Source organism: Streptomyces yamdrokensis, assembly GCF_053890455.1.
In genome coordinates, this window is sequence record NZ_CM132679.1 from 287,450 (window position 1) to 309,066 (window position 21,617).

At 75.7% G+C, this 21,617-nt stretch carries 1 protein-coding gene (cut by a window edge); it reads right to left on the minus strand.

The window, feature by feature from the left end:
- Positions 1-8 precede the first annotated feature (8 nt).
- On the minus strand, positions 9-21,617 hold the 3' portion of the coding sequence (locus ACWZEH_RS00970) for a type I polyketide synthase (protein ID WP_456195043.1). The gene runs 7,116 nt beyond the window's last position; 21,609 of the gene's 28,725 nt are visible here — the last part of the coding sequence; the start codon falls outside the window, past its right edge; its stop codon occupies positions 9-11.

Sequence of the window (21,617 nt, forward strand, 5' to 3'; positions counted from 1 at the left end):
TCGCTCCGTCAGTCCCGCTGGTCGTCAAGGTTGCCGTTGAGTGCCGCCTGCACCAGGTCGTCGACCTCCATGGCGTCGATGGACGCGTCGGACACGTCCTCGGCGCCGGTGCCCTCCGCCTGCGCCCCGGCCGCTGCCGGGGTCCGCCCGGCGAGCTTCAGGAGCGGTTCCAGGACGCCGAGCTCGCGCAGCTGGGCGAGGGACACCGAGGCGAGGACGGCGCGCAGCGCGTTCTCGTCGGCGGCCCCGCCGTCCGGCGTGTCGCCGGGCAGCAGCTCGCCGAGGACGTGCTCGGCGAGGGCGGTGGGGGTGGGGTGGTCGAAGACGAGGGTGGCGGACAGGGTGAGTCCGGTGGCGGCTTTGAGCTGGTTGCGCAGCTCGACGGCGCCGAGTGAGTCGAAGCCGAGGTCGCGGAAGGCCCGGTCGGGGCCGACCAGGTCGGTTCCGGTGTGGCCGAGGACGTCGGCGGCGCGTTCCCGTACCAGGGTGAGCACGGTCTGCAGACGCCGGTTGCCGGGCAGCCTGGCCAGCCGGTCGCGCAGTTCGGGCGCGGCCCGTTCGGCGTCGCGTCCGGTGGCGGTCGCGGCGGCCGTGAGGGCGGCGTACGCGGGCATCTCCGTCAGCAGGGCGCTGGGCCGCACGGTGGTGAAGGCCCGCACGAACCGTTCGGGGTCGACGTCGGCGACGACCGCGACCGGGCCGCTGCCGGTGACGGTCCGGCGCAGCGCCAGCACCGCGAGGTCCGGGTCGAGCGGCCGGATGCCGGTGCGCTGGGCGAGGGCGGCGGCGCGGCCGTCACCGGCCATGCCGTCGCCGCCCCAGGCGCCGTAGGCGACGGAGGTGGCGGGCAGGCCGTCGGCGCGGCGGCGTTCGGCGAGGGCGTCGAGGACCGCGTTGGCCGCCGCGTAGTTGCCCTGGCCGGGGTTGCCGACCGCGGCGGACGCGGAGGAGAACAGGGCGAAGACGTCCAGGTCGTGGTCCCGGGTCAGCTCGTCCAGGAGGAGCGCGCCGGTGACCTTTGCGTGGAAGACCGCCTCGAACCGCTCGGGGGTGAGGCTGTCGAGCACGCCGTCCTCGAGGACGCCCGCGGTGTGCACGACTCCGGTGAGGGGCGCGTGGTCGGGGATGTCCGCGAGGACGGCGGTCAGGGCGTCCCGGTCGGCGGTGTCGCAGGCGGCGAAGGTGGCCTCGGCGCCGAGTTCGGCGAGCTCGGCGCGGAGCTTGCCGGCGCCGGGCGCGTCGGGACCACTGCGGCTGAGGAGCACCAGGTGGCGGGCCCCGGCACCGGCCAGTCGGCGGGCGACGTGGGCGCCGAGGGCACCGGTGCCGCCGGTGATCAGGACGGTGCCGGTGGGCTGCCAGTCGCGGGGGGTGCCGGGCTGCACGGCGGCGAGCCGGCGGCCGAAGACCGCGGCGGGCCGGACGGCGAGCTGGTCCTCGCCCTCGGGGTCGGCGAGGACGGCGGCGAGCCGCTCCGCGGACCGCTCGTCGAGGGTCTCGGGCAGGTCGACGGTGCCGCCCCAGCGGTGCGGGTGCTCCAGGGCCGCGACCCGGCCCAGGCCGTGCACGGCGGCCTGGAGCGGCGCGGGCACGCTCTCGCCGGGCGAGACGGCGACGGCGCCACGGGTGAGGCACCACAGCGGGGCGTCGACACGGGCGTCCCCGAGAGCTTGGAGCAGTGCGGTGGTGAGGGTGGCGCCGCGCGGGGTGCCGGGGGCCTGCGGGTCGTAGCCCTCGGCGAGGGCGAGCAGCGACACCACCGCGGTGAACGGGACGTCGGCCGTGTGCTGTTCCCGCAGCCGGGCGGCGAGGTCCGCGCGGTCGGCGCCACCGGACACGTCCAGTCGGACGCTGCCGGGGCCGAGCAGGCGCAGGACCTCGGCGGTCCATGGATCGTCGGCGTGCTCGGCGGGCACCACGGCGAGCCAGGTGCCCGCCGGGGTGCCGGCGGTGGCCCGGTTCAGGGGCCGCCAGGCGATGCGCTGGCGCCAGCCGTCCACGGTGGCCTGGTCGCCGCGCTTGCGGCGCCAGTCCCGCAGGGCGGGCAGCACCCGGGACAGGGACTCCCCGTCGACGCCCAGGTCGCCGGCGAGGATGTCGAAGTCCTCGCCCTGGACGGCCGCCCAGAACGCGGCGTCGCCGTCACCGCCGCCGGTTGCGGTGTCCGGGGTGGCGGGGGCCGCGTCGGGCCAGAAGCGGCGGCGCCGGAAGGCGTACGTCGGCAGGTCGACGCGGTGGGCCCCGGTGCCGTCGAGCAGCGCGGCCCAGTCGAGGGGCTGACCGGCGGCGTGCAGCCGGGCCACCGCGCCGATCAGGGAACGCTCCTCGCCTCGTCCGGTGCGCAGCGCCGGTACGGCGGCCGGTGCCGGGCGGTTGTCGTCGGCGAGGGAGTCGAAGGTGTCCTGCGCCAGGGAGCACAGCACGCCGTCGGGTCCGAGCTCCAGGCAGCGGGTGGCGCCGCGGGCGGCGAGGGCGCGTACGCCGTCGCCGAACCGGACTGCCCTGCGGACGTGTTCGACCCAGTACCCGGGGTCGCACACCTGCTCCGGAGTGGCCGCCTCCCCGGTGATGTTCGACACCAGGGGCAGCTTCGGCGCGGTGTACGACACGCTCCGGGTGACCCGTCCGAAGTCCTGAAGCATGGCGTCCATGTGCAGGGAGTGAAACGCATGGCTCACCCGCAAACGCCTAGTCTTCCGGCCGAGTGCGGTGAACTCCTCGGCGAGCGCGGTGACCGCGTCCTCGTCGCCGGAGATCACGACCGCGTCGGGGCCGTTGACGGCGGCGAGGGAGACCCGGTCGCCGAGCCGGTCGGTGATCTCCTCCTCGCTCGCCCGTACGGCGATCATGGCGCCGCCGGCCGGGAGGGCCTGCATCAGGCGGGCCCGGGCGGCGACGACCGTGCAGGCGTCCTCCAGGGTGAACACTCCGGCGACGTGGCCGGCGGCGATCTCGCCGACGGAGTGCCCGGCCAGCAGGTCCGGGCGGACACCCCAGGACTCGACCAGCCGGTACAGGGCGACACCGAGGGCGAACAGCGCGGGCTGGGTGTAGCCGGTGGTGTCCAGCAGGGCCGCCTCGGGCGTGCCCTCCTCCGCGAACATCACCTCGCGCAGCGGCCGGTCGAGCTGCGGGTCGAGGCAGGCCGCCACGGCGTCCAGGGCCTCGGCGAACACCGGGTACCGCGCGTACAGTTCGCGGCCGGCGCCGGGCCGCTGGGAGCCCTGGCCGGGGAAGAGGAACGCGGTCCTGCCGCCGGGCGCGGCGCGGCCCCGCAGGACGTTCGGGACGGTCCGGTCCTCGGCGAGCGCGGTGAGCGCGTCGAGCAGTTCGGCCCGGTCGGCGGCGACGAGCACGGCACGGTGCTCGAACGCCGAGCGGGTGGTGCCGAGGGACAGCGCCAGGTCGGCGACGGACACGACGGTGTGCGGGGCCTTTGGGCCCGCGTCGGCGGTGAGCCGGGCGCGCAGGCGGTCCGCCTGGTCGGCCAGGGCGTCCCGGGTGACAGCGGACAGGGCCACGGGCAGCGGCCCGGTGGTCCCCCGCGTCTCCCGGACGGGCGGGAGGGGCGCGGCGCCGTCGGCTTCGGCGTCGGCCGTGGGCTGCTCCAGGACGACGTGGGCGTTGGTGCCGCTGGCGCCGAAGGAGGACACGCCCGCGCGGCGCGGACGCCCGGTCTCGGGCCAGGCGGTTTCCTCGGCCAGCAGCCGTACGGCGTCCGGCTTCCAGGCGACGTGCGAGGACGGTGTGTCGACGTGCAGGGTCTTCGGCAGGGTGCCGTGCCGCATCGCCAGCACCATCTTGATGACGCCGGCGACACCGGAGGCTGCCTGGGTGTGGCCGAGGTTGGACTTCACCGAGCCGAGCAGCAGCGGATGTTCGGGATCGCGTCCCTGACCGTAGGTGGCGAGCAGTGCCTGCGCCTCGATCGGGTCGCCGAGCGCGGTGCCGGTGCCGTGCGCCTCGACGGCGTCGACGTCGCGGGCGGTGAGGCCCGCGGCGGCCAGCGCCTTGCGGATGACGCGCTGCTGGGAGGGGCCGTTGGGGGCGGTGAGACCGTTGGAGGCACCGTCCTGGTTGACGGCGGAGCCGCGCAGCACGGCCAGGACCTGGTGGCCGTTGCGGCGGGCGTCGGAGAGCCGCTCGACGACGAGCATCCCCACGCCCTCGGCCCACGCGGTGCCGTCGGCGTCGTCGGAGAAGGCCTTGCAGCGGCCGTCCGGGGACAGGGCGCCCATCTCGCCGAACTCGACGAAGCCGACCGGGGTCGACATCACGGTGACACCGCCCGCGAGGGCGATGGAGCACTCGCCGTTGCGCAGGGCCTGCGCCGCGAGGTGCAGCGCGACCAGCGACGACGAGCAGGCCGTGTCGACGCTGACCGAGGGGCCTTCCAGGCCGAGGGTGTAGGACAGGCGGCCGGAGAGCAGGCTCGCCGACTGGGCGGTCTCGACGTGGCCGACCTGGCCGATGGCGGGGCGGTAGTCGCCGCTGCCGCCGCCGACGAAGACGCCGGTGTCACCGCCGCGCAGCCCGGCCGGGTCGATGCCGGCCCGTTCCAGGGCCTCCCAGGCGGCCTCCAGCACGATCCGCTGCTGCGGGTCGATGACGAGGGCCTCGCGCGGGGAGATGCCGAAGAAGTCGGGGTCGAAGTCGGCGACGTCGTACAGGAATCCGCCGTGGCGGGTGACGCTGCGGCCCCGGCCGTCGCGGTCCCCGTCCAGAAGGCGGTCCAGGTCCCAGCCGCGGTCGGTGGGGAAGCCCCCGATGGCGTCGGTCCCGGCGAGGGTCAGCTGCCACAGGTCCTCGGGCGAACGCACTCCGCCCGGGTAGCGGCAGCTCATGCCGACGACGACGATCGGGTCGTCGGCCTTTCCGGCGTCCGTCCCGTGCTCGGCCGGGGCCGCCGGGCCGGTGTCCACGCCGAGGAGCCCTGTCAGCAGGTGCGCGGCGAGCGCGGTGGGCGTCGGGTAGTCGAAGACCAGGGTCGCGGGCAGAGTGAGCCCGGTCGCCGTGGCGAGCTGGTTGCGCAGGTCGACGGCGGTCAGCGAGTCGAAACCGAGGTCCTTGAAGGCCTGTTCGGCGGGTACGGCGTCGGCGCCCGCGTGGCCGAGCACCGAGGCGACCTCGGTACGGACCAGGTCCAGCGCGTACGGAAGCCGGTCATGCTCGTCCAACTGCCGCAGCCGGGTGCGCAGCGTGTCGGCGGTGCCCGCGTCCGCGCGGTCGCCGCCGCCGACCGCGTCCAGCGCGCGCCGCGCCTCGGGCAGTTCGGTGAACAGGCGGCCGGGCCGGGTGCGGGTGAAGGCGGGTGCGAAGCGGTCCCACAGCACATCGGCGACGGTCACCGAGGCCGGTGCCGACGGATCGGCGACGGTGTCGCCGACGACCGCGCCGAGCACGGTCAGGGCCCGGTGCGGGTCCATCGCGGGCAGGCCGTTGGCGCGCAGGTGGGCGGCGAGCCCGTCCGGGCCGGCGCCGGCCCAGGCACCCCAGGAGACGGTGACCGCGTTGCCGCCGTGTGTCCGGCGTTCCTGGGTGACGGCGTCCAGGTAGGCGCCCGCTGCGGCGCCGGCTCCCTGACCGCTGACGCCCCAGACCCCGGAGATGGAGCCGAACACGACGAAGGCGTCCAGGCTCCGGTCCCCGGTGGCCGTGTCCAGTGCGTCGAGGTCTCGGCGTACGGCGGCGAGGAGGGCGTCCGCGCCGGGGGCACCGGCGCCTTCGGCGGGGACGCCGTCGTCGCCGGTGTGGATCACGGCGGTGAGCGGACGACCGTCGGGCAGGGCGTTCACCGCCGCGGTGAGCGCGGAGGCGTCGGCGGGGTCGTGCACGACCGACGTGAACCCGGTCTCCGATTCGGCGAGTTCGGCACGCAGCGCATCGAGCGCGTCGACGTCTGCTTCACCGCGGACGGCCAGCAGCACGCCGGTGGCGCCGTTTTCGGCCAGCCAGCGGGCGACGTGACCGGCGAAGCCCTCGGGGCCGCCGGTGACCAGCACGGTGCCGGTGGGCCGCCACGGGGCGTCCGGGCGGTGTGCCGCTGCCCGGACCAGTCGCCGGCCGTAGGCGCCGGAGGCGCGCAGCGCGACCTGGTCCTCGGCGTCCGGCCCGGTCGCGGTCAGGACGGCGCGCAGGCGCTCGGCGGTGCGGGCGTCGGCCACGTGGTCGACGTCGACGAGACCGCCCCACCGGTCGGGCCGTTCCAGGGCGGTGACCCGGCCGAGGCCCCACACCGCCGCCTGCACGGGGTCCGCTCCGGCGTCGGAACGGCCCACGGAGACCGCGCCACGGGTGACCGCCCACAGGCGACCGGTGATTCCGGCTTCGTCCAGGGTGTCCAGCAGGGTGTCCGGCCAGGTGGCGCCGGGCGGCAGAGCACGGTCACCGCGGTTCGCCACGGCGGCGAACAGGGAGACCACACCGGCGTACTCGGTGCCGTCGGCTGCCTCCGTCAGGCGTCCGGCGAGAGCGGTGTCGTCCGGAGTGCAGACCACGCGCACCGCGTCCGTGCCGAGGGCGCCGGCGACGGCCTCGGCCCACGGGTCGCCGTCGAGAACGGTGGGGATCAGCACGAGCCAGGTGCCTTCGGGAGCCGAGGATCCGGCGGTGGTGGCGGTCAGCGGACGCCAGCTCACCCGGTAACGCCATCCGTCCACCAGCGACCGCTCGTTGAGCCCACGGCGCCACGAGGAGAGTGCGGGCAGCACGTCCGACAGGACCGTGTCGTCCAGGTCGAGCGTGGCGGACAGCGCCTGAAGGTCCTCCCGTTCCACGGCGTCCCAGAAGGCGGCGTCCACCGGGTCCTGCCCGGCTCCCGCGCCGGGCGCGGAGGCCGGTTCGGGCCAGTAGTGCTCGCGCTGGAAGGCGTACGTGGGCAGCTCGGTACGACGCGCGCCGGTCCCGTGGAACCAGGCGTCCCAGTCGATGTCCACGCCGGCGACGTGGAGCCGGGCCAGCGCGGTGAGCAGCGCGGTCTCCTCGGACCGGTCCCTGCGCAGCACCGGCACGGACACCGTGTCGACGGCCCCGTCCAGCACCCGCGCGGCCATCCCGGTCAGGACACCGTCCGGACCCAGCTCCAAAAACGCGTTCGCACCGGCCTCGGCCAGCGCGCGCACACCGTCGGCGAAACGCACGGTGCCGCGGACATGCCCCACCCAGTAGTCCGCCGAACACAGCAGCCCGGCGTCGGCGACCCCACCGGTCACATTGGAGACCACGGGAATCGCCGGCTCCGCGTACGTCAGTTTCTCGGCGACCTCGCGGAACTCCGCCAGCATCGGCTCCATCAGCGGCGAATGGAAAGCGTGGCTCACCGACAGGCGCTGCGTCTTACGGCCCTTCGCAGCGAACTCACCTGCAAGGGCGAGAACCTCGGACTCGTCGCCGGAGACGACCACGGCGTCCGGGCCGTTGACCGCCGCCAGGGCGATCCCGTCCGTCAGGCGCGGGACGATCTCCTCCTCGGTGGCCTGAACGGCCACCATCGCGCCACCGGCCGGAAGGCCCTGCATCAGCCGGGCACGCGCCGCCACCAGCGTGCACGCGTCCTCCAGCGACAGCACACCCGCCACATGCGCGGCCGAGATCTCCCCCACGGAATGACCGGCCACGAACTCCGGCCGCACACCCCAGCTTTCGACCAACCGGAACAGCGCCACCTCGAGAGCGAACAACGCCGGCTGCGTGAACCCGGTCGTCTCCAGCAAAACCGCCTCGGACGTGCCCTCCTGCGCGAACAACACCTCCCGCAACGGACGCTCCAACTCCGCGTCCAACCAAGCCAGTACGGCGTCCAGCGCCTCCGCGAACACCGGGAACCGGGCATACAGCTCACGCCCCATCCCCACCCGCTGCGAACCCTGACCCGAGAACAGCACCGCCGGCGACCGCTCCACCGCACGACCACGCGCCACCTCGACGGGTGCACCGCCTTCGAGGCCCGCACCCGCGAGCAGCACCGTCCGGTGCTCGAACGCGGTGCGGCCGACGGCCAGGGTGTAGGCGGTGTCGATGGCCGGGACGGCCGGGTGGGCGGCGGTGAACGACACGAGCCGCTCGGCCTGGTTTGTGAGGGCCTCGGTGGTGCGGGCGGACACGAGCCAGGGCACCTCGGCGGGCACCACGGGTACCGCACCGTCGGTGTCCGCCTCCCCGAGGGGCCGGGCGTCCACCGGGGCCTGTTCCAGCAGGACATGGGCGTTGGTGCCGCTGACGCCGAAGGCGGAGACACCGGCGCGGCGGGGCCGGCCGGTCTCCGGCCAGGCGCGGCGCTCGCGGAGCAGGGCGACCACGCCGTCGGACCAGTCGACGTGGGTCGACGGAGCGTCGATGTGAAGGGTCCGGGGCAGTTCACCGTGACGCAGGGAGAGCACGGTCTTGATGACGCCTGCGACACCTGCGGCGGCCTGGGTGTGGCCCAGGTTCGACTTGACCGTGCCGAGCAGCAGCGGGTGCTCCGGGTCGCGCTCGGTGCCGTAGGCGGTGATGAGGGCGTGCGCCTCGATGGGATCGCCGAGGGTGGTGCCGGTGCCGTGCGCCTCCACCATGTCCACGTCGGCCGGGGCGAGGCGGGCGTCGGCGAGGGCGGCGCGGATGACGCGCTGCTGGGCGCGGCCGTTGGGTGCGGTCAGACCGTTGGAGGCGCCGTCCTGGTTGACCGCCGCGCCGCGGACCACCGCGAGCACGGGGTGCCCGTTGCGGCGGGCGTCGGAGAGGCGTTCCAGGACCAGGACGCCGGCGCCCTCGGACCAGGCGGTGCCGTCGGCGGCGTCGGCGAACGCCTTGCAGCGGCCGTCCCCGGCGAGACCGCCCTGGGCGGTGAATTCGACGAAGGCGTCGGGGCTGGACATCACCGAGACGCCGCCGGCGAGGACCAGGGAGCACTCGCCGCTGCGCAGTGCCGTGGCGGCCATGTGCAGGGCGACGAGCGCCGAGGAGCAGGCGGTGTCGACGGTGACGGCGGGGCCCTCCAGGCCGAGGGTGTAGGACAGCCGGCCGGACATGACGCTGGCGGTGGTGCCGGTGGCGGCGTGGCCCTGCACGTCGGTGGTGCCGCGGCGGAGCATGGTGGCGTAGTCCTGGCCGTTGGTGCCGACGAAGACGCCGGTGGCGCTGCCGCGCAGGCCCGCCGGGTCGATGCCGGCGCGCTCCAGGGCCTCCCACGAGGTCTCCAGCAGCAGCCGCTGCTGCGGGTCCATGGCGAGGGCCTCGCGCGGGGAGACGCCGAAGAAGGCGGCGTCGAAGAGGCCGGCGCCGTCGAGGAATCCGCCCTCCAGGGTGGCGGAGCCGCCGCGGGCGAGGGCGTCGAGGTCCCAGCCGCGGTCGGCGGGGAAGCCGGTGATCGCGTCACGGCCGTCGTACAGCAGGTCCCACAGGTCGTCGGGTGAGTCGACGCCACCGGGGAAGCGGCAGCCCATGCCGACGATGACGACGGGGTCGTCCACCGGGCGGCCGGTGGTGTCCACGGCGGCCCGGCCGTCGGCCGGCTCCGGCAGGCTGCCGAGCAGTTCGGTGAGGAGGTGGGCCGCCAGGTCGCGGGTGGTGGGGTGGTCGTAGACGAGGGTGGCGGGCAGCTTCAGGCCGGTGGTGGCGTTGAGGGTGTTGCGCAGTTCGACGGTGGTCAGCGAGTCGAAGCCGAGGTCGGTGAAGGCCTGGTCGGGTTCGACGGCGGCCGGGTCGGGGTGGCCGAGGACGCCGGCGACCTGGGCGCGCACGAAGTCCAGGACGTACCGCTGCCGGGCGGGCCCGGTGAGCGCGGCGATCTGCCGGCCGAGTGCCGGTCCGGTGGCGGTAGCGGTCGCGGAGTCGGCGGTGGCGCGCAGTTCGGGGAGGTCGCGCACGAGCGGGCGGTTGACGGCGAAGACCGTCGCGTACCGCTCCCAGTCGATGTCGGCGACGGTGAGCGCGGTGTCGCCGTGGCCGACGGCGGTGTCGAGGGCGGCGAGCGCGTCCCCGGCGCTCATCGGGGTGAAGCCGCCGCGGCGGACCCGGTCCTCCACTCCGGTGCCGTCGCCGGCCATGCCAGTGCCGGCCCAGGGGCCCCAGGCGACGGAGGTGGCCGGCAGGCCGGTGGCGCGGCGGTGTTCGGCGAGGGCGTCCAGGTAGGCGTTGGCGGCCGCGTAGTTGCCTTGGCCGGCGGCGCCGAGGCTGCCGGCGGTGGAGGAGAACAGCACGAAGTCGGTGAGGCCGCTCTCTCGGGTCAGTTCGTGCAGGTGGGCGGCGGAGTGTGCCTTGGCCCGCAGGACGGTGTCGAACCGTTCGGGGGTGAGCGTGTCGAGGACGCCGTCGTCGAGCACGCCGGCGGTGTGGATCACCGCGGTGAGGGGGTGTTCGGCGGGTACGGCGGCGAGGACGGCGGCGAGGGCGTCGCGGTCGGCGGTGTCGCAGGCGGCCACGGTCACCTCGGCGCCCAGCTCCCGCAGCTCGGCCGCGAGTTCGTCGGCACCGGGCGCGTCGGGGCCGCGGCGGCCGACCAGCAGCAGGTGCGGGGTGCCGCGTTCGGCGAGACGGCGGGCGACGTGGGCGCCGAGGGCGCCGGTGCCGCCGGTGATCAGTGCGGTGCCCCCGGGGGCGAACCGTCGGGGGGCGGTGCCGTCGGGCGCCCGGTGGTGGGCCAGACGGCGGGCGTAGGTGGCCGAGGCGCGGACGGCGAGGTCGGTCTCGTCGCCGGGTTCGGCCAGGAGGTGGGCCAGGCGGCGCACAGCCTGGGTGTCGAGGTGTTCGGGGAGGTCGACGACGCCGAAGCGGCGTTCGGGGTGTTCCAGCGCGGCGACCCGGACGAGGCCCCGCGCGGCGGCCTGCCCGGGGTGGGCGAGGCGGTCGGCACGGCCGGTGGTGACGGCCTGGCGGGTGAGGACCCACAGCGGGGCGTGGATCCCCGCGTCCCCGAGGGCCTGCACGGCGGTGGCCGTGGGCAGCACACCGCCGAGGCCGGCGGGGTCGTCGGCGTCGGAGTCGTCGGTGGTGAGGGCGAGCAGGGACAGAACGCCGGTGAAGCCACCGTCGGGCGCCGGGAGTTCCCGCAGGAGGCCGGCGAGGCCCGTGCGGTCCCCGCCGTCGGTGGTCACGCGTACGGCGTGCAGGTCGAGGCGGTCCGGCAGGTCGGCCGCGCCGGCGTGCGGGTCGGTGTCCGCGCCGGTGGCCGGGAGCAGGACGAGCCAGGTGCCGGTGGGACGCGCGGTGGGGGCACCCTCCAGCGGCTTCCACACGGCGCGGTGGCGGCGGGCGTCGGCGGCGGCCCGCTCGGTGCGGCGCCGCCGCCACGCGGACAGGGCGGGCACGAGGGCGGCGAGGGTGTCGTCGTCGAGGCCGAGGTCGGCGCCGAGAGCGGGCAGGTCGGCGCGCTCGACGGCGGACCAGAACGCGGCGTCCGCGCCGTCGGCCGGACCGGCCGGGGTCGTCGGGGCGGGCCCGTAGGTGGTGTCGGGCCAGTAGCGGCTGTGCTGGAAGGCGTAGGTGGGCAGGTCGACACGGCGGGCGCCGGTGCCGTGCAGGACGCCGGACCAGTCCACACGGATGCCGCGGACGTGGAGGCGGGCCAGGGCGGCGGTGAGGGCGGTGATCTCGTCGCGGTCGCGGCGCAGCACGGGCACCGTGGTCGCCTCGGCGTGCGCCGGCGTGTCGGTGTCCTCGGCGGCGTCGAGGGTGTCGCGGGCGGCGGCGGACAGGGTGCCGTCGGGGCCGAGTTCCAGGAAGGAGGTGTGGCCCTGCCGTGCGAGGGTGCGCACCGCGTCGGCGAAACGGACGGTGGCGCGGACCTGCTGGACCCAGTAGTCGGGGGTGCGCAGCGCGTCGGTGGCGGCGGGCCCGCCGGTGACGGTGGACACCAGCGGGATGGACGGCAGGTGGTAGGTGAGGTCGCGGGCGACACGCGCGAAGTCGTCGAGCATGGCGTCCATGCGCGGCGAGTGGAAGGCGTGGCTGACGCGCAGGGCCCGGGTCCTGCGGCCGTCCTCGGCGAGCCGGGCGGCGATCCGGGTGACGGCGTCCTCGTCGCCGGACAGGACGACGGAGCGGGGGCCGTTGACGGCGGCCAGACAGACCTGGTCCTCCAGGCCGTCCAGCAGCGGCAGCACCTCGTCCTCGGCGGCCTGGACGGCGACCATGGCGCCCCCGGTCGGCAGGGCGGCCATGAGGCGGCCCCGGGCGGCGACGAGGGTGCAGGCGTCGTCCAGGGAGAGGACGCCGGCGACGTGGGCGGCGGCGAGTTCGCCGATGGAGTGGCCGGCGACGCTGTCGGGGACGGTGCCCCAGGACTCGACGAGCCGGTACAGGGCCACTTCGAGAGCGAACAGGGCGGGCTGGGTGTAGGCCGTGTCGTACAGGAGGGCGGCGCTCTCGGTGCCCTCGTCGGCGAACAGCACGTCCCTGAGAGGGCGTTCGAGATGCTGGTCGAAGCGGGTGAGGACGGCGTCCAGGGCGTCCGCGAAGGCCGGGTGGCGGCCGTACAGTTCGCGGCCCATGGCGGCGCGCTGGCTGCCCTGGCCGGTGAACAGGAAGGCGAGGCGGCCCCGGGAGGGGGCGCCGGTGACGAGGGTGCCGTCGGGTGTGCCGTCGCGCAGGGCGGTCAGGGCGCGCAGGACCCCGTCGCGGTCGTCCGCCAGGACGGCGGCCCGGTGTTCCAGGGTGCCGCGGGTGGTGACCAGGGAGTGGGCCACGTCGAGCAGTGGCAGCTCCGGGTGGGTCTCGGTGTGCTCGAGGAGGCGGATGGCCTGGGCGCGCAGGGCGGGGGCGGTGCGGGCGGACAGGACCAGGGGCACTCCGGCCGGCAGCGTGCCGGGGTCCGCGGCGGGCGCGGACTGCGGCTCCTCGGTTCCGGGGGCGCCGGAGGCTTCGGGGGCCTGCTCGACGACGGTGTGGACGTTGGTGCCGCTGAGGCCGAAGGAGGAGACCGCTGCTCGGCGGGGGCGTCCGGTCCCGGGCCAGGGCACGGTGTCGGTGACCAGGTCGATGGCGCCGGAGTCCCAGTCGACGTGGTGGGACGGGGTGTCCACGTGCAGGGTGCGCGGGACGGTGCCGTGGCGCATCGCCATGACCATCTTCATGACACCGGCGATGCCGGAGGCCATCTGGGTGTGGCCGATGTTGGACTTCACCGAGCCGAGCAGCAGCGGCCGTTCGGCGGGGCGGTCCTGGCCGTAGGTGGCGAGCAGCGCCTGTGCCTCGATGGGGTCGCCGAGCGCGGTGCCGGTGCCGTGTCCCTCGACCACGTCGACGTCGGCCGGGGTGAGGCCCGCGTTGGTGAGGGCCTGGCGGATCACCCGGGCCTGGGAGGGGCCGTTGGGGGCGGTGAGGCCGTTGGAGGCGCCGTCCTGGTTGACGGCGGAGCCGCGGATCACGGCGAGGACGGGGTGCCCGTTGCGGCGGGCGTCGGAGAGCCGTTCGACCAGGACGAGGCCGACACCCTCGGCCAGGCTCATGCCGTCGGCGCCCTCGGCGTACGCCTTGCAGCGGCCGTCGGGGGCCATGGCGCGCTGGCGGCTGAAGCCGGTGAAGGCGCTGGGGGTGGCCATGACGCTGACGCCGCCGGCGAGGGCGAGGGTGCTCTCGCCGTTGCGCAGCGACTGGCAGGCCAGGTGCAGCGCGACCAGCGACGAGGAGCAGGCGGTGTCCAGGGTGACGGCCGGGCCCTCCAGGCCGAAGGTGTAGGCGAGGCGGCCGGACATCACGCTGGAGATGGTGCCGGTGATGAGGTGGCCCTCGGCGCCCTCCGAGGAGGCACCGCCCGCCGTGTAGTCCTGGTAGCTGGCGCCGATGAAGGTGCCGGTGAGGCTGCCGCGGAGGGTGGCGGGGTCGATGCCGGCGCGTTCCAGGACCTCCCAGCCGGTCTCCAGCAGGAGCCGCTGCTGCGGGTCCATGGCGAGGGCCTCGCGCGGGGAGATCCCGAAGAAGCCGGCGTCGAAGTCGGCGACGTCGTGGAGGAAGCCGCCCTGGGTGGAGTAGGTGGTGCCGGGCCGGTCGGGGTCGGGGTCGTAGAGGGCGTCGGCGTCCCAGCCGCGGTCGGCGGGGAAACCGGTGATGGCGTCGCCGCCGGCCGCGACGAGGTCCCACAGGGCCTCGGGGCTGGTGATGCCACCGGGGTAGCGGCAGCTCATGGCGACGACGGCGATGGGCTCGTCGTCGGCGGCGGCGGCGGTGCGCACCGGTCCGCTGTCCTGGGTACCCGGGCCGCCGATGAGGCCGCGCAGGTGTGCGACGAGGGTGAGCGGGTCCGGGTAGTCGAAGACGAGGGTGCTCGGGAGGGTGAGGCCGGTGACGGTGGCGAGCCGGTTGCGCAGGTCGACGGCGGTGAGCGAGTCGAATCCGACGTCTCGGAAGGCGCGGCGTTCGGACAGCACGTCCGGGGAGGCGTGGCCGAGGACGGTGGCGGCCTCGGAGCGGACCAGGTCGAGCAGGAGGCGGTCCTGTTCGCCGGCGGGCAGCGCGCGCAGCCGGCCGGCGAACTCGCCGCCGTCGGCGGCGCGGGCGGCCACTTCCTCGGTCAGGCGCCGTACGTCGGGGACGTCCTCGAACAGGTCGGTGGGCCGCGAGGAGGTGAACACCGGGTGGTAGCGGTCCCAGTCGACGTCGGCGACGGCGAGGACGCCCTCGTCGGCGTCGAGGGCCTGCCGCAGTCCGGCGAGGGCCAGCTCGGGGTCCATGAAGACCAGTCCGCTGCGGCGGATCTGGCTGGGGTCGACGCGGCCGAGCTTCATGTCGTCGGCCCAGATGCCCCACGAGATGGCGGTGGCGCGGGCACCGCGGGCACGGCGGTGCTCGGCGAGCGCGTTGAGGTGGGCGTTGGCGGCGACGTACGCGGCGTGCCGGCCGCTGCCCCACAGGCCGGCGGTCGAGGAATACAGGACGAAGGCGTCGAGCTGGTCGTCGTCGAGGAGTTCGTCGAGGTGGGCGGCGCCGGCGGTCTTGGCGTGCACGACCTTGGCGAAGGCGTCGAGGCCGGTCTCGTCGATCGACTGGAGTTCGATGACGGCGGCGGTGTGGAAGACGCTGCGGACGGTGCGGCCCTCGGCGGCGAGCCGGTCGAGGAGCGCGGCGACGGCGTCCCGGTCGGTGACGTCGCAGGCGGCGACGGTGGCGGTGCAGCCCCGGTCGGCGAGGTCGGCGAGGAGGTCGGCCGCTCCGGGGGCGCTGTCGCCCCGGCGGCTGGTGAGCACCAGGTCGCGGGCGCCCTGGTCGGCGAGCCAGCGGGCCAGGTGGGGGCCGAGGGTGCCGGTGCCGCCGGTGACCAGGACGGTGCCGCGCGGGGTCCAGCCGGTCCCGCCGGCCGGGGCGGGCGCCGGGGCGACGCGGCGGGCCAGTACACCGGAGGCACGCACGGCGAGCTGGTCCTCGCCGGTGGTGCCGGTGAGGACGGCGGCGAGCCTTTGCGCCGCACGGTGGTCGAGGGTCTCGGGCAGGTCGACGGTGCCGCCCCAGCGCTGCGGGTGTTCCAGGGCGGCGGTCCAGCCGAGGCCGTGCACCATGGCCTGCGCGGGCCGGGTGAGCCGGTCGGCGCGACCGGTGGAGACGGCGCCCCTGGTCAGCGCCCACAGGGGGGCGTCGACGCCGGCGTCGCCGAGGGCCTGCACCAGGGTGACGCTGAGCGCGAGCCCGGCGGGCAGGACGGGGTGGAGGGTGCCGGTGTCCTCGGCGGCGGCCAGCAGCGACACCACGCCGGTGACCTCGGGCAGTTCGCGCAGGCGGGCGGCGAGGTGCCCTCGGCCGGTGTCGGCGGCGTCGAGGTGCAGCGGCACCGCGTCGGCGCCGTGCGCGGTGAGCGCCTCCCGTACGGCGGCGGTGTGTCCGGGGTCGGTGCCGTCGGCGGTGACCAGCAGCCAGGTCCCGGTGAGGGCGGCGTCGGGCAGGACACCGAGCGGCTTCCATGTGGCGCGGTAGCGCCAGGAGCCGACGGTGGAGCGGTCGCGGCGCTGCCGCCGCCAGGTCGACAGGGCGGGCAGGACGGGGGCGAGTGCGTCGCGGTCCAGGTGCAGGCGGGAGGCGAGGGAGTCGACGTCCTCCTGCTCGACCTCGGTCCAGAACTCGGTGTCGGCGGGGTCGCCGTCGCCCGCGGCGCGCGGCGGCGCGGCCTCGGTCCACAGGTGTTCGCGCTGGAAGGCGTAGGTGGGCAGGGGTGTCCTGCGGGCGCCGCATCCGGCGTAGACGGCGGCCCAGTCGGCGCGGCCGCCGCGGACCCACTGCTCGGCGAGGGAGGCCAGGAAGCGGCCGGTGCCGCCCTGTTCTCGGCGCAGGGTGCCGGTGACGGCGACCTGGTCGCCGGTCTCCTCGGCGGTGGTCTGCACCGCCATGGTGAGCACGGGGTGCGGGCCGATCTCGACGAACACCGTGTGTCCGGCGTCGAGGAGGGCGCGTACGGCGTCCTCGAAGCGGACGGTCCGGCGCAGGTTGCGGTACCAGTAGGCGGCGTCCGTGGCGGCCGTGTCGAGGATCTCGCCGGTGACGGTGGAGTGGAACGGCACCCGTGCCTGCCGGGGCGTCACCGGGGCGAGGAGGCCGAGGAGTTCGTCGCGGATGCGCTCGACCTGCGGGGAGTGGGAGGCGTAGTCCACGGCGACGCGGCGGGCGCGTACGTCGCGGGAGGTGAACTCGGCGTGCAGCGCGTCGAGGGCGTCGGGCGTGCCGGCCAGGACGACGGAGCGGGGTCCGTTGACGGCGGCGACGGACACGGCGCCGCCGTGGGCGGCCAGGTACTCCTCGGCCTCGGCGGCGGGCAGCTGTACGGACATCATGCCGCCGGCGCCGGCCAGGACCCGGCCGATGGCCCGGCTGCGCAGGGCGACGACGCGGGCGCCGTCCTCCAGGGACAGGGCGCCGGAGACGACGGCGGCGGCTATCTCGCCCTGGGAGTGGCCGACGACGGCGTCCGGGGTGACGCCGTGGACGCGCCACAGCTCGGCCAGGGAGACCATCACGGCCCAGGTGGCGGGCTGGACGACGTCGACGCGGTCGAAGTCGGGCGCGCCGTCGGCGCCGCGGATCACGTCCACCAGGGACCAGTCGGTGAACGGTGCGAGCGCTGCGGCGCACTCGTGCAGCCGTTCTGCGAACACCGGTGAGGTGTCGAGGAGTTCGGAACCCATGCCGGTCCACTGGGAGCCCTGCCCGGGGAAGACGAAGACGGTACGGCCGTTGGTGTCGGCGGTGCCGTGGACGACCTGGGCGGTGGATTCACCCTCGCCGAACGCGGCCAGGGCCGCGGCGAGTTCACCGGTGTCGGTACCGAGGGCGACCGCGCGGTGCTCCAGCACGGAGCGGGCGGTGACCAGGGTGTGGCCGACGTCGGACGGGTGCGGCTCGGCGGCGGTGACGTGCGCGGCGAGGTTGCGGGCCTGGCCGCGCAGCGCGGCGGGGGCGGCGGCGGACAGGATCCAGGGCAGGGTGCCGCCGGCCGGCAGCACGGGCTCGGCGGCCGTGGCGGGTTCGGGGACGGCGGGCGCCTGTTCCAGGATGGCGTGCGCGTTGGTGCCGCTGATGCCGAAGGAGGAGACGGCGCAGCGCAGCGGGGCGTCGTCCTTGTGCCAGCCGGTGGTCTCGGTGACGAGGCGTACGGCGCCGCCGGCCCAGTCGACGTGGGTGGAGGGCCGGTCTGCGTGCAGGGTGCGCGGCAGGGTGCCGTGGCGCATCGCCATGACCATCTTGATGATGCCGGCGACGCCGGCGGCCGACTGGGTGTGGCCGATGTTGGACTTCACCGAGCCGAGCAGCAGCGGCCGCTGCGGGTCACGGCCCTGGCCGTAGGTGGCGAGCAGCGCCTGTGCCTCGATGGGGTCGCCGAGCGCGGTGCCGGTGCCGTGCGCCTCGACCGCGTCGACGTCGTCGGCGGTGAGCCCGGCGGTGTTCAGGGCCTGGCGGATGACGCGGACCTGGGAGGGGCCGTTGGGTGCGGTGAGACCGTTGGAGGCGCCGTCCTGGTTGACGGCGGAGCCGCGGACGACGGCGAGGACCTCGTGGCCGTTGCGGCGGGCGTCGGAGAGCCGCTCCAGGACGAGGACGCCGATGCCCTCGGCGAGGGTCATGCCGTCGGCGTCGTCGGAGAACGCCTTGCAGCGTCCGTCGCGGGCCAGCGCCCGCTGCCGGCTGAACGCGATGAACGACATCGGGTTGGTCATGACGGTGGCGCCCCCCGCGAGGGCGAGGCTGCTCTCGCCGTTGCGCAGCGACTGGCAGGCCAGGTGCAGCGCGACCAGCGAGGAGGAGCAGGCGGTGTCGACGGTGACCGCCGGGCCCTCCAGCCCGAAGGTGTAGGCGAGGCGGCCGGACAGGACGCTGGGGCTGGAGCCGGTGACCGCGTGACCGGCGGAACCGTCGTCCATGGCGACGCCGTAGTCCTGGTAGGTCGAGCCGATGAAGGTGCCGGTGGGTGTGGAGTGCACCGCGGCGGGGTCGATCCCGGCGTGCTCGAACGCCTCCCAGGTGGTCTCGAGCAGCAGCCGCTGCTGCGGGTCCATGGTGACGGCCTCGCGGGGCGAGATGCCGAAGAAGCCGGGGTCGAACTCGCCCGCGTCGTGCAGGAAGCCGCCGAGGGTGGAGTAGGTGGTGCCGGGGTTGTCGGGGTCGGGGTCGTAGAGTGCGTCGGCGTCCCAGCCGCGGTTGGCGGGGAAGTCGGAGATGGTGTCGGTGCCGTCGGCGACGAGCCGCCAGAACGCGTCGGCGGAGCGGGCGCCACCGGGGAAGCGGCAGCTCATGCCGATGATGGCGATGGGCTCGTCGGTGGCGCCCGGACCGGCGGTGGCGACGGCTGCGCTGCCGCCGGTGCCGAGGAGTTCGTCCCGGAGGTGGCGGGCGAGGGCGGCCGGGTTGGGATGGTCGAAGACCAGGGTGGTGGGCAGGGCGAGCCCGGTGAGCGCGGCGAGGCGCTTGCGCAGTTCCACGGCGGTCAGCGAGTCGAATCCCGCGTCGCGGAAGGCGCGCTTGGCCAGGACGCCGTCGGCGGAGGTGTGGCCGAGGACGACGGCGGCCTCGGAGCGCACCAGGTCCAGCAGCAGCCGCTCCTGCTCGTCGCCGGTCAGTCCGCGCAGCCGGCCGGCCAGTTCGGACACCGTGTCGGTGGTGTCCGCCGGGGCGGCGAGGGCGCGCACGGTGTCGATCTCGTCGAAGAGGCGGCTGGCGCGTACGGCGGTGAAGACCGGGTGGTACTGGTCCCAGGCGACGTCGGCGACGGTGACCGCGGTGTCCTTCTGGACGAGGACGCGGCGCAGTTCCGTCATGGCGGTGTCGGGAGCCAGCAGGCGCAGCCCGCTGCGTTCGAGGGTGTCGGAGACGGAGTGGTGCGCGTGTGCCATGCCGATCTCGGCCCAGGGGCCCCAGGCGACGGCGGTGGCGGCCAGGCCCCGGGCGCGCCGGTGTTCGGCGAGGGCGTCGAGGTAGGCGTTGGCGGCGGCGTAGGCGCTCTGTCCGGCGCTGCCCCACACTCCCGCGACGGACGAGTACAGCAGGAAGAAGTCCAGGTCGTGGCCGTCGAGCAGGGCGTCGAGGTGGGCGGCGCCCAGGGTCTTGGCGGCCATGACGGCGGCGGTGTCGGCCAGCGGGGTGCCGGACAGGGCGGTGGCCTGGCCGACGCCGGCGGCGTGCACCACACCGGTGAGCGGAGTGTCCTCGGGGATGCCGGCGAGGACGGCGGCGAGGGCGTCGCGGTCGGCGCTGTCGCAGGCGGTGAGGGTGACGCGGGCCCCCAGTTCCTCCAGTTCGGCGACGAGTTCGGCGGCGCCCGGCGCGTCGGGGCCGCGGCGGCCGGTGAGGATCAGGTGGGCTGCGCCGGCGCGGGCCAGCCGGCGGGCGGTCTCGGCACCGAGGCCACCGGTGCCGCCGGTGATCAGGACGGTGCCGGAGGCGGTGAAGGCGTCCTCGCGGGGCAGGTCGGCGCCGGGGTGGCGGACGATCCGGCGGGCGAGTACGCCAAAGGCGCGGACGGCGACCTGGTCGTCGCCGTCGCGGGCGGCGAGCACGCCCGCCAGGCGCTGCGCGGCGGGCGCGTCGAGGACGGCCGGCAGGTCGACGAGGCCGCAGGGCTGCTCGGGGCGTTCCAGGGCGGTGACCCGGCCCAGGCCCCAGTGGGCGGCGCGGCCGGGGTGGGTCGGGGGGTCGTCGGTGCCGGTGGAGACTGCGCCGCGGGTGACGGTCCACAGCGGGGCGGTGGTACCGGTGTCGCCACAGGCCTGGGCGAGGACGACGCCGAGGGCGAAGCCGGGCGGGAGGCCGCCGGTGGCGGTGTCCCCGGATGTCCCGTCGGTGGGCCGGGGGCCGTCGGCGAGGGGCAGCAGGTTCAGGATTCCGGTGGCGTCGGGGGCCCCGGCGGCGCGCAGGGCGTCGGCGAGCCGGTCGCGGTCGAGGTGGGAGGCGTCGAGGTCGAGGCGCCGGAGCAGCGCGCCGTGGCCGCGCAACGCGTCGAGGACCTCGGTGGCCTCGTCGCCGGTGGTGGTGACGGCCAGCCAGGTACCGTCCAGGACGGGGGCGCCGGTGGTGGTGACGGGCCGCCAGGCGACCTGGTAGCGGGCGGCGTCCAGGGCGGCCTTCTCCTGCCGGGCGCGCCGCCAGGAGGACAGCGAGGGCAGCAGCGCGTACAGGGAGGCGTGTTCCTCGTCGCGCAGGCCGAGCAGTCCGGCGAGTCCGGCGGCGTCGCCGCGTTCGACGGCGGTCCACAGGGCGGCGTCGGCGGGGTCGGGGGCGGCGCGGCGGGCGCCGGGGGCGGTGGTGTCGGGCCAGTACGTCTCGTGCTGGAAGGCGTAGGTGGGCAGTTCGACGATGGCGGCGCCGGTGCCGGTGTGCAGGGCGGACCAGTCCAGGCGGACCCCGCGCACGTGCAGGCGGGCGAGGGCGGCGAGGGCGCTGGCGTTCTCCGGGCGGTCGGTGCGCAGCAGCGGGACGGCGTCGCTGCCGGCGTCGTCGCCGAGGGTGTCTTCGACGAGGGCGGCCAGGGAACCGCCGGGGCCGAGTTCGAGATAGGTGGCGGCACCCGCCTCGTGGACGGCGCGCACGGCGTCGGCGAAGCGGACGGTGCCGCGGACGTGGCGGACCCAGTAGTCGGCGGTGCGCAGGTCGTCGCCGGTGGCGAGGCGGCCGGTGAGGTCGGAGACGACCGGGACGGCCGGCTCGTGGTAGGTGAGGCTCTCGGCGACCCGGCGGTAGGCGTCGAGCATGGCGTCCATGCGCGGCGAGTGGAAGGCGTGGCTGACCCGCAGCCGGCGGGTGGTGCGGCCCCGGTCGGCGAAGTGGGCGGCGACGCGCTCGGCGGCGTCCTCGTCACCGGCGACGACGACGGAGCCGGGGCTGTTGACGGCGGCCAGGGCGACCCGGTCCTCCAGCCCGGCCAGCAGCGGCAGCACCTCGTCCTCGGTGGCCTGCACGGAGTACATGGCGCCCCCGGTCGGCAGGGCGGCCATGAGGCGGCCCCGGGCGGCGACCAGGGCACAGGCGTCGTCCAGGGACAGGACTCCGGCGGCGTGGGCGGCGGTGATGCCGCCGATGGAGTGTCCGAGGAGCACGCCGGGGCGCACGCCCCAGGAGCGGACCAGGTGGTACAGCGCGGTTTCGAGGGCGAACAGGGCGGGCTGGGTCCAGCCGGTCTCGTAGAGCGCGGCGGCCTCGGGGGTGCCGTCCTCGGCGAACAGGACGTCCTT